Source organism: Pseudomonas sp. ARP3 (genome assembly GCF_001029595.1).
GTDB classification, from domain to species: domain Bacteria; phylum Pseudomonadota; class Gammaproteobacteria; order Pseudomonadales; family Pseudomonadaceae; genus Aquipseudomonas; species Aquipseudomonas rhodesiae.
Genome location: NZ_LEKF01000005.1, coordinates 245,192 through 258,612 on the forward strand (window position 1 = coordinate 245,192; position 13,421 = coordinate 258,612).

The 13,421-nt window shown below is 61.0% G+C and carries 12 protein-coding genes and 1 pseudogene; 7 read left to right on the forward strand and 6 right to left on the reverse strand.

Features of this window, described 5'->3' with window-relative positions; translation table 11 throughout:
* Nucleotides 1–43: 43 nt before the first annotated feature.
* A complete protein-coding gene (locus ABX75_RS08800) occupies nt 44–1,612 on the forward strand; it encodes a phospholipase D family protein (protein WP_047881772.1) in 1,569 nt (522 codons plus the stop codon).
* Here the strand turns inward: ABX75_RS08800 and ABX75_RS08805 are convergent.
* Together ABX75_RS08805 and ABX75_RS08810 are read right to left on the reverse strand one after the other, a co-directional pair.
* Nucleotides 1,609–2,754, reverse strand: a complete 1,146-nt coding sequence (locus ABX75_RS08805; RefSeq protein ID WP_047881773.1) for an MFS transporter — start codon at nt 2,752–2,754, stop codon at nt 1,609–1,611. The genes ABX75_RS08800 and ABX75_RS08805 overlap by 4 nt on opposite strands.
* Before the next feature lie 182 nt (nt 2,755–2,936).
* Nucleotides 2,937–4,430 (reverse strand): aldehyde dehydrogenase, encoded by a 1,494-nt coding sequence (locus ABX75_RS08810; RefSeq protein WP_034101472.1) that lies wholly within the window; start codon nt 4,428–4,430, stop codon nt 2,937–2,939.
* A gap of 229 nt (nt 4,431–4,659) precedes the next feature.
* Here ABX75_RS08810 and ABX75_RS08815 point away from each other — a divergent pair, with 229 nt between their 5' ends.
* Nucleotides 4,660–5,022, forward strand: coding sequence for a cupin domain-containing protein (locus tag ABX75_RS08815; protein WP_034101473.1), 363 nt, complete (start codon nt 4,660–4,662; stop codon nt 5,020–5,022).
* Nucleotides 5,023–5,093: 71 nt separating this feature from the next.
* On the opposite strand, the gene rpmG is transcribed toward ABX75_RS08815, so the two are convergent.
* Both rpmG and rpmB read right to left on the reverse strand, forming a co-directional pair.
* Nucleotides 5,094–5,249, reverse strand: coding sequence for a 50S ribosomal protein L33 (gene rpmG / locus ABX75_RS08820; protein ID WP_003176906.1), 156 nt, complete (start codon nt 5,247–5,249; stop codon nt 5,094–5,096).
* Nucleotides 5,250–5,260: 11 nt separating this feature from the next.
* A complete protein-coding gene (rpmB, locus tag ABX75_RS08825; protein ID WP_034101474.1) occupies nt 5,261–5,494 on the reverse strand; it encodes a 50S ribosomal protein L28 in 234 nt (77 codons plus the stop codon).
* A 458-nt stretch (nt 5,495–5,952) separates the two neighbouring features.
* On the opposite strand from rpmB, the gene ABX75_RS08830 reads away from it, so the two are divergent.
* A complete protein-coding gene (locus ABX75_RS08830) occupies nt 5,953–7,545 on the forward strand; it encodes an ABC transporter substrate-binding protein (RefSeq protein ID WP_034101475.1) in 1,593 nt (530 codons plus the stop codon).
* Nucleotides 7,546–7,568: 23 nt separating this feature from the next.
* Here the strand turns inward: ABX75_RS08830 and radC are convergent, their stop codons facing one another.
* Complete coding sequence (gene radC, locus ABX75_RS08835; protein WP_034101476.1) at nt 7,569–8,243, reverse strand: DNA repair protein RadC; 675 nt, start codon at nt 8,241–8,243, stop codon at nt 7,569–7,571.
* Nucleotides 8,244–8,386: 143 nt separating this feature from the next.
* On the opposite strand from radC, the gene coaBC reads away from it, so the two are divergent.
* The 4 genes and pseudogenes from coaBC to argB all read left to right on the forward strand — a co-directional run bounded on the left by coaBC (nt 8,387) and on the right by argB (nt 12,644).
* Nucleotides 8,387–9,595, forward strand: coding sequence for a bifunctional phosphopantothenoylcysteine decarboxylase/phosphopantothenate--cysteine ligase CoaBC (gene coaBC / locus ABX75_RS08840; RefSeq protein WP_034101477.1), 1,209 nt, complete (start codon nt 8,387–8,389; stop codon nt 9,593–9,595).
* A 5-nt stretch (nt 9,596–9,600) separates the two neighbouring features.
* Nucleotides 9,601–10,056 (forward strand): dUTP diphosphatase, encoded by a 456-nt coding sequence (gene dut, locus ABX75_RS08845; RefSeq protein WP_034101478.1) that lies wholly within the window; start codon nt 9,601–9,603, stop codon nt 10,054–10,056.
* Between the two features lie 241 nt (nt 10,057–10,297).
* Nucleotides 10,298–11,719, forward strand: a pseudogene (locus ABX75_RS08850) (phosphomannomutase/phosphoglucomutase); the annotation flags it as partial.
* A gap of 19 nt (nt 11,720–11,738) precedes the next feature.
* Nucleotides 11,739–12,644, forward strand: a complete 906-nt coding sequence (gene argB, locus ABX75_RS08855; protein WP_010207505.1) for an acetylglutamate kinase — start codon at nt 11,739–11,741, stop codon at nt 12,642–12,644.
* A 100-nt stretch (nt 12,645–12,744) separates the two neighbouring features.
* Here the strand turns inward: argB and pyrE are convergent, their stop codons facing one another.
* Complete coding sequence (gene pyrE / locus ABX75_RS08860; RefSeq protein WP_034101480.1) at nt 12,745–13,389, reverse strand: orotate phosphoribosyltransferase; 645 nt, start codon at nt 13,387–13,389, stop codon at nt 12,745–12,747.
* Nucleotides 13,390–13,421 lie beyond the last annotated feature (32 nt).

Sequence of the window (13,421 nt, forward strand, 5' to 3'; positions counted from 1 at the left end):
GTCATATGCCGACTACTGCCCTGATCCGGAAGCGACTCCCTTGATGATCCAACGGCTTTTACCGTTCCTACTGTTGGGAGCCCTCACCCTGGGCGGCTGCGCCACGGTGACTGCGCCTCGGGTGCCCAGTGACGCACTGCCGGCCGAACAATCCTCGTTCGGCCGCTCTATCCAGGCCCAGGCGGCGCCATATCAAGGGCGCTCGGGCTTTCGCCTGCTGCCCAACAGCAGCGAAGCCTTTATGGCCCGCGCCGAACTGATCCGCAACGCCCAGACCAGCCTCGACCTGCAGTACTACATCGTGCATGACGGCATCAGCACGCGCATGCTGGTGGACGAACTGCTCAAAGCCGCCGACCGTGGCGTGCGTGTACGCATCCTGCTGGACGACACCACCAGCGACGGCCTCGACCAGGTGATCGCCACCCTCGCCGCCCACCCCAACATCCAAATCCGCCTGTTCAACCCGCTGCATCTGGGGCGCAGCACGGGCGCTACGCGGGCCATGGGCCGCCTATTCAACTTGTCGCTGCAACACCGGCGCATGCACAACAAGCTGTGGTTGGCGGACAACAGTGCAGCCATCGTCGGCGGCCGCAACCTTGGGGATGAGTATTTCGACGCCGAGCCCAATCTGAATTTCACCGATATCGACATGCTCAGCGTCGGGCCGGTGGCCGAGCAATTGGGTCACAGTTTCGATCAATACTGGAACAGCGCCTTGAGCAAGCCGATCGACAACTTCGTCTCTACCCTGCCCTCCAAAGACGATCTGGCCGCCGCCCGCGCGGGCCTGGCGGCGTCATTGGCGGAGTCGCGCCAACAACACCATGCCCTGTACAACCGCTTGCGCGCCTACCAGACCCAACCACGCATGGACATCTGGCGCCGCGAACTGATCTGGGCCTGGAACCAGGCGCTATGGGATGCACCGAGCAAGGTGCTGGCCAAGGCCGACCCGGACCCGCAGCTACTGCTGACCACTCAACTGGCACCTGAGCTGGAAAGGGTCAACCGTGAACTGATGATGATTTCGGCGTACTTCGTGCCAGGCCAACCTGGGCTGGTGTACCTCACCGGGCTCGCCGATGCCGGCGTATCAGTCAGCCTGCTGACCAACTCCCTGGAAGCCACCGACGTACCGGCTGTGCACGGCGGTTACGCGCCGTACCGCAAAGCGTTGCTGGAGCACGGCGTGAAGCTGTACGAACTGCGCCGCCAACCCGGCGACCCGAGCGCCGGCAGTGGGCCGCATCTGTTCCGGCGCGGCTCGTTCCGTGGTTCGGACTCCAGCCTGCACAGCAAGGCAATGATCTTTGATGGCGAGAAATCATTTATCGGTTCGTTCAACTTCGATCCCCGCTCGGTGCTGTGGAACACCGAGGTCGGGGTGCTGGTGGACAGCCCCGAACTGGCCGAGCACGTACGCAACCTGGCGCTGCAAGGCATGGCGCCCGCCCTCAGCTATGAGGCGAAACTACAAGACGGCCAAGTGGTGTGGGTAACCGAAGATGACGGCCAACTGCACACCCTGACGCGCGAGCCAGGCAGTTGGTGGCGGCGGTTCAATGCGTGGTTTGCTACTTCGGTCGGCCTGGAGCGCATGCTTTAAGAACAAGGCTGTGTAGCGCCGAAAGCACCTTGGCGCACTAACAACAGCACCAGCCCCAATGCCCCGGCAGCCATCAGCAACGGCAGTGCGTGCCCGCTGACCCACTGGCTGCCGGCGCCAGCGATCAATGGCCCCAACAGACACCCGATGCCCCATAGCTGCGCGATATGGGCGTTGGCCCGCACCAGCGCGTCGTCGCGGTAGCGCTCGCCGATCAGAATCAACGACAGCGTGAACAACCCGCCCGCACTGGCGCCGAACAGCACCCACACCGGCCAGATCAGCAGCGTGTGCAGCAGCGCAGGAATTGCCAGGCTCGATGCCAGCAACAGCAGCGCACAGCCGAGAAACAGGGTGCGACGTGGCAAATAATCGGCCAGCGCGCCGATGGGCAATTGCAGCAACGCATCGCCGACGACCACCGTGCTGACCATCGCCAGGGCAATCTCGGCGCTGAATCCCTGTTGCAGGCAGTACACCGGCAGCAGTGTCAGGATCATCGCTTCGAACGCGGCGAACAGCGCCACCGCCCAGGCAATGGCCGGAAGGCTCCGGCAAAAACGCCAAAGCTCGGCGAAAGTGACGCTAAACGAATCGGCCGTCGGCGCACCGGAACGCCCCAGCAACAGCAACGGCGCAACCATCAGCAGCCCTACGCCGACCCAGAAACCGTAGTCATGCCCGGTGCCGATCACACCCAACAACAACGGGCCCGACAGTTGGCTCAGCGCATAGCTGCAGCCATACAGCGCCACCAGCCGGCCACGCCATTGCTCCACCACTAATTGATTGATCCAGCTCTCGCCAAGGATAAAAACAATGGTCAGGATCACCCCAATCATCAAACGCAGCACCAGCCACACGGGATAACTGGGCAGGATCGCCAGTAAACCGATGGACACCGCACCCGCCCACAGACACAAACGCATCAGGTTTGCCGTACCGAGCCAAGCGGCCAAGCGGCTGGAAAGCTTAGCGCCGAGCAGCACGCCGAAGGCCGGCATCGCGGCCATTACGCCAATGGCGAAACTGCCGTAGCCCCAGCTCTCCAGGCGCAGGGAGACCAGCGGCATACTGACGCCCAGGGCCAAGCCCACGCTGAGTACCGAAGCCAGGACGGCAAAGTAAGTCGCCCAACGCATTGCCACGCTCCTGTGGATAATTATTTTCTAGGTTCAAAACGAACTGTAGGAGCGAGCTTGTGCGGGAGCCGGGCTTGCCCGCGATGCAAACGCCTCGGTGTGTCAGCCACACTTCGGTGATGCTATCGCAGGCAAGCCGGCTCCCACACAAGCTCGCTCCTACACAGGCCCGGCAGTGTTGCTTACAGCTTGATCCAGGTGGCCTTCAGCTCGGTGTACTTGTCGAACGCATGCAGCGACTTGTCGCGACCGTTGCCCGATTGCTTGAAGCCACCGAACGGCGCAGTCATGTCGCCGCCATCGTACTGGTTGACCCACACACTACCCGCGCGCAGCGCCTTGGCGGTCAGGTGCGCCTTGGAGATATCCGCAGTCCACACCGCCGCGGCCAGGCCGTATTGGGTGTCGTTGGCAATCTTGATCGCTTCTTCGGCGCTGTCGAAGGTGATCACCGACAGCACCGGGCCGAAGATTTCTTCCTGGGCGATTCTCATGGCATTGGTCACACCATCGAAAATCGTCGGTTCGACGTAGGTGCCGCCGGTCTCTTCCAGCGTGCGCTTGCCGCCCGCCACCAGCTTGGCGCCGTCGGCGTGACCGGCTTCGATGTAGGACAGCACGGTGTTCATCTGCTGGGTGTCCACCAGGGCGCCGACATTGGTCGCCGGGTCCAGCGGGTTGCCAGGTTTCCAGCCTTTGAGGGCCTCGATCACCAGGGGCAGGAATGTGTCCTTGATCGAGCGCTCCACCAGCAGGCGCGAACCGGCGGTGCACACTTCACCCTGGTTGAAGGCAATGGCACTGGCGGCCGACTCGGCAGCGGCCTGCAGATCGGGGGCGTCGGCGAACACGATGTTGGGGCTCTTGCCGCCTGCTTCCAACCAAACACGCTTCATGTTCGACTCACCAGAACGAATCAACAGCTGCTTGGCGATCTTGGTCGAGCCAGTGAACACCAGCGTGTCGACGTCCATGTGCAGCGCCAAGGCGTTACCCACGGTGTGGCCGTAGCCTGGTAGAACGTTGAATACGCCTTTCGGAATCCCGGCTTCAACGGCCAGGGCCGCGATACGGATGGCGGTCAGCGGAGATTTTTCGGACGGCTTGAGGATCACCGAGTTACCGGTGGATAGTGCCGGGCCGAGTTTCCAGCAGGCCATCATCAACGGGAAGTTCCACGGCACGATGGCGCCAACCACGCCGACCGGCTCACGGGTCACCAGGCCCAGTTGATCATGGGGGGTGGCCGCGACTTCATCGTAGATCTTATCGATGGCTTCACCGCTCCAGCTCAAGGCATTGGCGGCACCGGGCACGTCGATATACAGGGAGTCGCTGATAGGCTTGCCCATGTCCAGGGTTTCGAGCAGCGCCAGCTCTTCGGCGTTGGCTTTGAGCAGCGCGGCGAAACGGATCATGGTGGCTTTGCGTTTGGCCGGCGCCAGGCGTGACCACACGCCGGAATTGAAGGTGGCACGGGCGTTTTCCACGGCGCGCTGGGCATCGTCGGCGTCACAGCTGGCAACCGTGGCCAGCAGGCGCCCATCGACCGGGCTGATGCACTCGAAGGTGTCGCCGGAAACGGCGGCGGTGTATTCGCCATTGATGTAGGCGCGGCCTTCGATCTTCAGATCCTTGGCGCGTTGTTCCCAGTCGGCACGGGTCAGGGTGGTCATGCGAGTGTCCTCCTCTTATTGAATACGAGGGCCAGGCGATGTCGCCCGGCAGCCTCAAAGAATTCTTGCCCGCCAGCCAGCTGTTCGGCCCAAGGCAGCTGCCACCCTAAACCAGCGGCCAGGGATGTTTCAATATATTTGACATAACGGCGGCAAACGCCCTTGCGATGTTCATTTTAATAAACATAGACTTTGGCCTCACCAACCGCAGGCCAGACGGGACATGCACATGAGCATCCAGGACATCGTCGACTTTAGCCAAGCCAACACCGCCCCCGAACGCTACCGCCCTGGCGCGGAAAAAATCCTCAAGGGCGACCCCGAGCAAACCCTCTACAACCACTACAACAGCCCCTGTGGTCAGATGAATGCGGGGGTCTGGGAGGGCGAAGTGGGGCAATGGAAAGTTAACTACACCGAACATGAATACTGCGAGATCGTGCAAGGCGTGTCCGTGCTGCGCGATGATCAGGGCAACGCCAAGACCCTGCGCGCTGGCGACCGCTTCGTGATCCCCGCCGGTTTCACCGGGACCTGGGAAGTGCTCGAACCATGTCGCAAAATCTACGTGGTGTTCGAACAGAAAGCCTGATCAGCAAATCGCACGCAAAAAAAAGCCCGCATCGTGAGATACGGGCTTTTTTTCACAAGGAAGGAAATCAATTACTTGATTTTGCCTTCTTTGTAGATCACGTGCTTGCGAACGCGCGGGTCGAACATTTTCTTTTCGAGCTTGTCCGGGGTAGTACGCTTGTTCTTGTCGGTAGTGTAGAAGTGACCAGTACCGGCGCTAGAGATCATTCGAATCAATTCACGCATGATATAGCTCCTTAAACCTTGGCAGCGCGGCGGATGTCGGCCAGCACGGCAGTGATGCCACGCTTGTCGATGATACGCATGCCTTTGGCGGATACGCGCAGACGCACGAAACGTTTCTCTTCTTCAACCCAGAAGCGGTGATGCTGCAGGTTCGGCAGGAAACGACGACGGGTTTTGTTATTTGCGTGGGAAATGTTATTCCCAGTCACCGGACCCTTACCGGTAACTTGACAGACTCTCGACATGCCTCAGCCCTCTAAAACCACATGCCCAACCCGGCATGGGTTGGCCGCTTAATCTCTCAGTCATTTGGCGCCAGGCGCCGCGTTTCTTTAGGGTCTTACCGGCTACACCTACAAGCGAAGGAACCGGGCCCCTAGAAAAGAGCGCTGCTTTATACCAGAAAGACCCAGGTGCAACAACAGCCCGTGTGTTTTTACCGACTTAATTCCAAGCCGCTAACGCCCGAACCGCTGCCAGGAGGGGCCGCCCTTATGGCTGACCGCTCGTCGCACAGAATCAGTTCGAGCCCCCACCCACGCGATCAGGCGCACGCAGAAACTCACCGAGGCGCCATCAAAACAGTATTTTCGGCAAAAGCACAGGCAAAAATGGGCTAGTCATTTATCGATCAGACCTCTACGGTAGGACTTTTCCAGACTGCACTCGCAGATGGGCCTACGATCTGCAAAGGAAACCTAATATGCGCCTCGCAGCCCTGCCGCTCTTGCTTGCCCCTCTCTTTATTACGCCGCTGGCCTCTGCCGCCAGCAATTTGAGCGTCTGCACCGAGGCCAGCCCCGAAGGGTTCGATGTGGTGCAGTACAACTCGCTGACCACCACCAACGCGTCGGCCGATGTGCTGATGAACCGTCTGGTGGACTACGACGCCACCAGCGGCAAGCTCGTGCCCAGCCTGGCCGACAGCTGGGAAGTCTCGCCCGATGGCCTGACCTACACCTTCAAACTGCACCCCAACGTAAAATTCCACCGCACCGAGTATTTCACCCCAAGCCGAACGCTGACGGCCGAAGACGTGCGCTTCAGCTTCGAACGCATGCTCGACCCGGCCAACCCTTGGCATAAGATCGCTCAAAGTGGCTTCCCCCATGCCCAATCCCTGCAATTGCCCACGCTGATCAAGAAGATCGACGCCCTCGACCCACTGACGGTGCGCTTCACCCTGGACCACGCCGACTCCACATTCCTCTCGGCCCTGAGCATGGGCTTCGCTTCGATCTACCCGGCGGAGTACGCTGACAAACTGCTCAAGGCCGGCACGCCGGAGAAACTCAACAGCCACCCTATCGGCACCGGCCCCTTCGTTTTTGTGCGTTTTCAAAAAGATGCCGTGGTTCGCTACAAGGCCAACCCAGATTACTTCGCTGGCAAACCGGCTGTGGATAACTTGATCTTCGCAATCACCCCCGATGCCAATGTGCGCCTACAGAAGCTGCATCGCGACGAATGCCAGATCGCCCTGTCGCCCAAGCCTCTGGATGTGGGCGAGGCCCAAAAGGATGCCGCTCTCAAAGTGGAGAAAACCGCTGCGTTCATGACCGCTTTCGTGGCCATCAACAGCCAGCACCCACCCCTGGACAAGCCCGAAGTGCGCCAGGCTATCAACTTGGCATTCGACAAGGCCAGCTACCTCAAGGCCGTATTCGAAAGCACCGCCGAAGCCGCCAGCGGGCCTTACCCGCCGAACACCTGGAGCTTTGCCAAGGAGTTGCCGGGTTATCCACAGGACCTCGCCAAAGCCAAAGCGCTGCTGGACCGCGCGGGGCTCAAGGACGGCTTCAAGACCACGATTTGGACGCGCCCCACCGGCAGCCTGCTGAATCCCAACCCTAACCTCGGCGCACAATTGCTTCAGGCGGACCTGGCCAAGGTCGGCATCCAGGCCGAGATCCGTGTGATCGAGTGGGGCGAGCTGATCCGCCGCGCCAAGGCCGGCGAGCACGACCTGCTGTTTATGGGCTGGGCCGGCGACAACGGCGACCCGGACAACTTCCTGACGCCGCAGTTTTCCTGCGCGGCGGTGAAGTCCGGCACCAACTTTGCGCGCTACTGCGACCCGACGCTCGACAAGCTGATCAGCGCCGGCAAGACCACCAGTGAACAAGGCGTGCGCAGCAAGCTGTATCAACAGGCCCAGGCGCAGATCCAGCAACAGGCGCTGTGGCTACCGCTGGCACACCCGACCGCCTTCGCCCTGACGCGCAAGGGTGTCGAGGGGTATCAGGTCAGTCCATTCGGACGCCAGGATTTCTCCAAGGTCAGCGTCAAGCCCTGAGCCCCGGTCCCCACCGGGCGGGGTCACATCCAGCCATGCTCGGCCATCGACAGCGGGTCGCCGTCGCCGACGATGATGTGGTCCAGCACCCGCACATCCACGACCTCCAACGCCTTTTGCAGCAGCTTGGTCAATTTTCGATCAGCTGCACTGGGCTCAAGGCTGCCGGAAGGGTGGTTATGACATAGGATCAACGCCGCCGCGTTGTAGGCCAGGGCGCGCTTGACCACTTGTCGCGGATAAACTATCGCGGCATCGATCGTCCCCTGGGACAACGCCTCGAAACCCAACACCCGGTGCCGCGAGTCGAGAAACAAGCAGCCGAATATTTCGTGAGGCTCATGCCGCAACATCGCTTTTAGGTAGTCGCGCACCACCACCGGGCTATCCAGTACGGAGTCTTTGCGCAAGCGTTCGGCCATATGCCGCCGGGACATTTCCAGTACGGCCTGCAATTGCGCAAATTTCGCCGGCCCCAGTCCCAACTGTTGGTTGAATAACGTCTGGCTGGCCTCGAGCAAAGGTCGTAAGCCGCCGAACTGTGTCAGCAGATGGCGCGCCAGGTCCACCGCACTGCGGCCTGCCACTCCTGTACGCAGGAAGATCGCCAGCAGCTCGGCGTCGGACAGACTTGCCGCGCCCCACTCCAAAAGTTTCTCCCGTGGCCGCTCTGCCGCCGGCCAATCGCGAATACTCATCCCACCTCCCTGTGCATGTGCGCCGCTGTTGCGTGGCGGTCGCTGTGTTATCGTAGGCCCTCTTTTTTGCCTGCGATTTCACCTGGGGAGGGGCATCGCAGGCGTCACTGAAACTGGCTTCACTGAACTGGAAAGGCAAACCAATGCAGCGTCTGTATCGGAAACGCATCGTTCTCGGCGTCGGCGGCGGCATTGCCGCTTACAAGAGCGCCGAGTTGGTTCGCAGGCTCCTCGACCAGGGCGCCGAGGTGCGCGTGGTCATGACCCGCGGCGGCAGTGAGTTCATTACCCCTCTGACCATGCAGGCCCTGTCCGGCCACCCGGTTCACCTGGATCTGCTCGACCCTGCCGCCGAAGCAGCCATGGGCCATATCGAGCTGGCGAAATGGGCCGACCTGGTGCTGATCGCCCCGGCCACCGCCGATCTGATCGCCCGCCTGGCCCAAGGCATCGCCGACGATCTGCTGACCACTTTGGTACTGGCCACCGACGCTACCGTTGCCATCGCCCCGGCCATGAACCAGGCTATGTGGCGCGACCCGGCGACCCAGGCCAACACCCGACTCCTGCAAGACCGTGGCCTCAAAGTGTTCGGCCCCGCGTCCGGCAGCCAGGCCTGTGGCGACGTGGGCCTGGGCCGTATGCTCGAAGCCACTGACCTGGCGCAATGCGCCGCCGAGTGTTTCCAGCACCTGGCCCTGACGGGCAAGCACGTACTGATCACCGCCGGTCCGACCCAGGAAAACATCGACCCGGTCCGCTACATCACCAACCATAGCTCAGGGAAAATGGGCTTCGCCCTGGCCGAAGCTGCGGTTGAGGCAGGCGCACGCGTCACGCTCATCACTGGCCCGGTGCATTTGCCGACCCCGGACCGCGTCACGCGAATCGACGTAGTCAGCGCTCGCGACATGCTTGCAGCTTGTGAAGCAGCCATTCCGTGCGACCTGTTTATCGCTTCGGCAGCGGTGGCGGATTACCGGCCGGAAGTCGTCGCCCCGCAAAAGCTCAAGAAAGACCCTACAAGCGGCGACGGCCTGCTCCTGCAAATGGTGCGCAACCCGGACATCCTGGCAACCATCGCCACGCGTCCCGACCGCCCGTTCAGCGTCGGCTTTGCTGCCGAAACCGAGCACCTGCTGGACTACGCCGCACGCAAATTGAAAGACAAAAACCTCGACTTGATCGTTGCCAATGATGTCGCCAACCCGAGCATCGGCTTCAACAGCGAGGAAAACGCTTGCAGCGTGATCGACCGCCAGCTGCACGCCACCCTTTTCGCCCAGACCAGCAAGGGCAAGATTGCCCGCCAACTGATCTCTTTTATCGCCCAACGGCTGAACCAGGTTTAATTTACATGCACGCTTTGCAAGCCAAGATTCTCGACCCTCGCCTCGGCACCGATTTCCCACTGCCGGCCTACGCCACACCGGGTTCCGCCGGCCTGGACCTGCGCGCCATGCTCAAGCAAGACACCGTGCTCGAGCCAGGCCAGACCCTGCTGATCCCCACGGGCCTGTCCATCTACGTAGGCGACCCGGGCCTGGCCGCGCTGATCCTGCCGCGCTCCGGCCTGGGCCATAAGCACGGCATCGTGCTGGGCAATCTGGTGGGCCTGATCGACTCGGACTATCAAGGCGAGCTGATGGTGTCGTGCTGGAACCGTGGGCAAACCGCCTTCAACATCGCCGTTGGCGAGCGCATCGCCCAACTGGTGCTGGTGCCCGTGGTGCAGGCGCACTTCGAACTGGTACAGGAATTCGACGAAACCCAACGCGGCGCGGGCGGTTTTGGGCATTCCGGCAGCCACTGACTAAGCTGAATCGGGCCGGACACTGACGTCCGGCTCAATGCTTCTAGCGAGGCTCTTCAGGATGAAGAATGCGTGAATTTAATCGGAAATATTTATCCATTAAAATCAATGGCTTACGCAAATAAAATGACCGATCGCGAGCCGCGATGGCATTTGTGCACCACGAACTCTCTGCCGAAAACGCCGTCATACCCTTCAGCTTGAGCCTGCCGGCCACCCCCATTTAGGCCAGCCTTGCCCCCTTCAGATGGAGTTTCCCCCCGCGATGAGTACCGCAGCCCGAGTAGCCCCGACGTTCCCCGACAGCATTTTCCGCGCCTATGACATTCGTGGCGTGGTCCCCAAGACCCTCACCGCCGAAACCGCCTACTGGATCGGCCGCGCCATTGGCGCGCAGAGCTTGGCGCAGGGCGAACCGAATGTGTGCGTCGGCCGCGATGGCCGCTTGTCCGGCCCGGAGCTGGTGGAGCAACTGATCCAGGGCTTGGCCGATAGCGGCTGCCATGTCAGCGATGTGGGCCTGGTGCCAACGCCGGCGTTGTACTACGCCGCCAACGTACTGGCCGGCAAATCCGGCGTGATGCTAACCGGCAGCCACAACCCGTCGGACTACAATGGCTTCAAGATCGTCATTGCCGGCGACACCCTGGCCAATGAACAGATCCAGGCCCTGCACACCCGCCTCAAGACCAACGACTTGACCAGTGGCCAGGGCAGCATCACCCAGGTCGACATCCTGCAGCGCTACTCCGATGAAATCACCCGGGACGTCAAACTCGCCCGCCGCCTCAAAGTGGTGGTGGACTGCGGCAATGGCGCCGCCGGTGTAATCGCTCCACAGCTGCTCGAAGCCCTGAATTGCGAAGTCGTCCCGCTGTTCTGCGACGTGGACGGCAACTTCCCCAACCATCACCCGGACCCGGGCAAGCCTGAAAACCTGGTGGACCTGATCGCCAAGGTCAAGGAAACCGGCGCTGACGTCGGCCTGGCCTTCGACGGCGACGGCGACCGTGTAGGGGTGGTCACCAACACTGGCGTGAACGTGTTCGCCGACCGCCTGTTGATGCTCTTCGCTCGCGATGTGGTCAAGCGCAACCCCAACGCCGAGATCATCTTTGATGTGAAGTGCACCCGTCGCCTCACGCCGCTGATCAAGGAATACGGCGGTCGCCCGCTAATGTGGAAGACCGGTCACTCGTTGATCAAAAAGAAAATGAAGGAAACCGGCGCCCTGCTGGCCGGCGAGATGAGCGGCCACGTGTTCTTCAAGGAGCGCTGGTTCGGCTTTGACGACGGCATTTACAGCGCCGCGCGCCTGCTGGAGATCCTCAGCAAGGAGGAATCCACCGCCGAAGAGCTGTTTCAGACCTTCCCGAACGATATTTCTACGCCAGAGATCAATATCCATGTGACCGAGGAGAGCAAATTCAGCATCATTGACGCACTGCACGATGCGCAATGGGGTGAAGGCGCCAACCTGACGTCCATTGATGGTGTGCGAGTCGATTACGCCAAAGGCTGGGGCCTGGTTCGCGCATCCAACACCACTCCGGTGTTGGTGCTGCGTTTCGAGGCGGATACCGAGGCTGAGTTGCAGCGCATCAAGGACGTGTTCCACGCCCAGTTGAAACGTGTTGCCCCTGATCTCCAATTACCGTTCTGATCTTTTACCGGAGCCCTGAATGACCCTCGAACGCGAAGCCGCTGCCAACACCGCCAAGGTCCTGTCCGAAGCGTTGCCTTATATTCGACGCTACGTCGGCAAGACGCTGGTGATCAAGTACGGCGGCAATGCCATGGAAAGCGACGAGCTGAAAACCGGCTTTGCCCGCGACATCGTGCTGATGAAGGCCGTGGGCATCAACCCGGTGGTGGTGCATGGTGGCGGCCCGCAAATCGGCGACCTGCTCAAGCGTTTGTCGATCGAGAGTCATTTTATCGATGGCATGCGCGTCACTGACGCGCAGACCATGGACGTGGTGGAGATGGTCCTCGGCGGCCAGGTAAACAAAGACATCGTCAATCTGATCAACCGTCACGGCGGCAGCGCCATCGGCCTGACCGGCAAGGACGCGGAGCTGATCCGCGCGAAAAAACTGACGGTCACCCGTCAGACGCCGGAAATGACCCAGCCGGAAATCATCGATATCGGCCAAGTGGGCGAAGTGATCGGTATCAACACCGACCTACTGAACCTGCTGGTAAAAGGCGACTTCATCCCGGTGATCGCGCCCATCGGCGTGGGCGCCAACGGTGAGTCCTACAACATCAACGCCGACCTGGTGGCCGGCAAGGTGGCCGAGGCATTGAAGGCTGAAAAGCTGATGCTGCTGACCAATATCGCCGGCCTGATGGACAAGCAGGGCAAAGTGTTGACCGGCCTGACCACCCAACAAGTCGACGATCTGATCGCCGACGGCACCATCTACGGCGGCATGCTGCCGAAGATTCGTTGTGCCCTTGAAGCGGTGCAGGGCGGCGTGGGCAGCTCGCTGATCATCGATGGCCGCGTGCCGAACGCGGTATTGCTGGAGATCTTCACCGACACCGGTATGGGCACGCTGATCAGCAACCGCAAGCGCCCCTAAGCGCTGAGAATACAAAAAGGCCCCCGTTCAATCGATTGAACGGGGGCCTTTTTTATGCGGGACCTGTAGGCACTGCCAGTCAAGGTGGCAGGGGCCTGTGTCAGACCCCGAACTGCTCGCGGTACGCACGTACAGCAGGCAAGTGCTGCTTGAGCTGCGGGTCATCTTCCAGGAACTGCAACACCTGGTTCAACGACACAATACTCACCACCGGAATGCCGAAATCGCGCTCAACTTCCTGGATCGCCGACAACTCACCGTTGCCGCGCTCCTGGCGGTTCAGCGCAATCAGCACGCCGGCCGCTTTGGCGCCTTCCTGGGAAGCGATGATCTGCATCACTTCACGGATTGCGGTGCCGGCAGTAATCACATCATCGATGATCAACACATCGCCAGTCAGCGGCGCGCCGACCAGACTACCGCCCTCGCCATGGGCCTTGGCTTCTTTACGATTGAAGCACCAAGGCAAATCGCGCCCATGATGCTCGGCCAGGGCCACGGCCGTAGCGGCGGCCAAAGGGATGCCTTTGTAGGCGGGGCCAAACAGCACGTCGAAGGACATACCGCTTTCAACGATGGCTGCCGCGTAGAAACGGCCCAACTGCGCCAGGGCCGAACCGGAGTTGAACAGGCCGGCATTGAAGAAATACGGGCTGGTCCGCCCGGACTTGAGGGTGAACTCACCGAAGCGCAAAACCCCGCGATCGATGGCAAAACGAATGAAATCGCGTTGATACGCCTGCATGAAAAAAGCCTCAGATACCACGGATTTAGCTA

Excerpts from the sequence above, each read along its gene's own strand:
- rpmG (WP_003176906.1), bottom strand. The coding sequence starts at position 5,249 with ATGCGTGAATTGATTCGAATGATCTCTAGCGCCGGTACTGGTCACTTC.
- rpmB (WP_034101474.1), bottom strand. The coding sequence starts at position 5,494 with ATGTCGAGAGTCTGTCAAGTTACCGGTAAGGGTCCGGTGACTGGGAAT.
- ABX75_RS08800 (WP_047881772.1), top strand. The coding sequence starts at position 44 with ATGATCCAACGGCTTTTACCGTTCCTACTGTTGGGAGCCCTCACCCTG.
- pyrE (WP_034101480.1), bottom strand. The coding sequence starts at position 13,389 with ATGCAGGCGTATCAACGCGATTTCATTCGTTTTGCCATCGATCGCGGG.
- argB (WP_010207505.1), top strand. The coding sequence starts at position 11,739 with ATGACCCTCGAACGCGAAGCCGCTGCCAACACCGCCAAGGTCCTGTCC.
- ABX75_RS08810 (WP_034101472.1), bottom strand. The coding sequence starts at position 4,430 with ATGACCACCCTGACCCGTGCCGACTGGGAACAACGCGCCAAGGATCTG.
- ABX75_RS08805 (WP_047881773.1), bottom strand. The coding sequence starts at position 2,754 with ATGCGTTGGGCGACTTACTTTGCCGTCCTGGCTTCGGTACTCAGCGTG.
- radC (WP_034101476.1), bottom strand. The coding sequence starts at position 8,243 with ATGAGTATTCGCGATTGGCCGGCGGCAGAGCGGCCACGGGAGAAACTT.
- ABX75_RS08830 (WP_034101475.1), top strand. The coding sequence starts at position 5,953 with ATGCGCCTCGCAGCCCTGCCGCTCTTGCTTGCCCCTCTCTTTATTACG.
- dut (WP_034101478.1), top strand. The coding sequence starts at position 9,601 with ATGCACGCTTTGCAAGCCAAGATTCTCGACCCTCGCCTCGGCACCGAT.
- ABX75_RS08815 (WP_034101473.1), top strand. The coding sequence starts at position 4,660 with ATGAGCATCCAGGACATCGTCGACTTTAGCCAAGCCAACACCGCCCCC.
- coaBC (WP_034101477.1), top strand. The coding sequence starts at position 8,387 with ATGCAGCGTCTGTATCGGAAACGCATCGTTCTCGGCGTCGGCGGCGGC.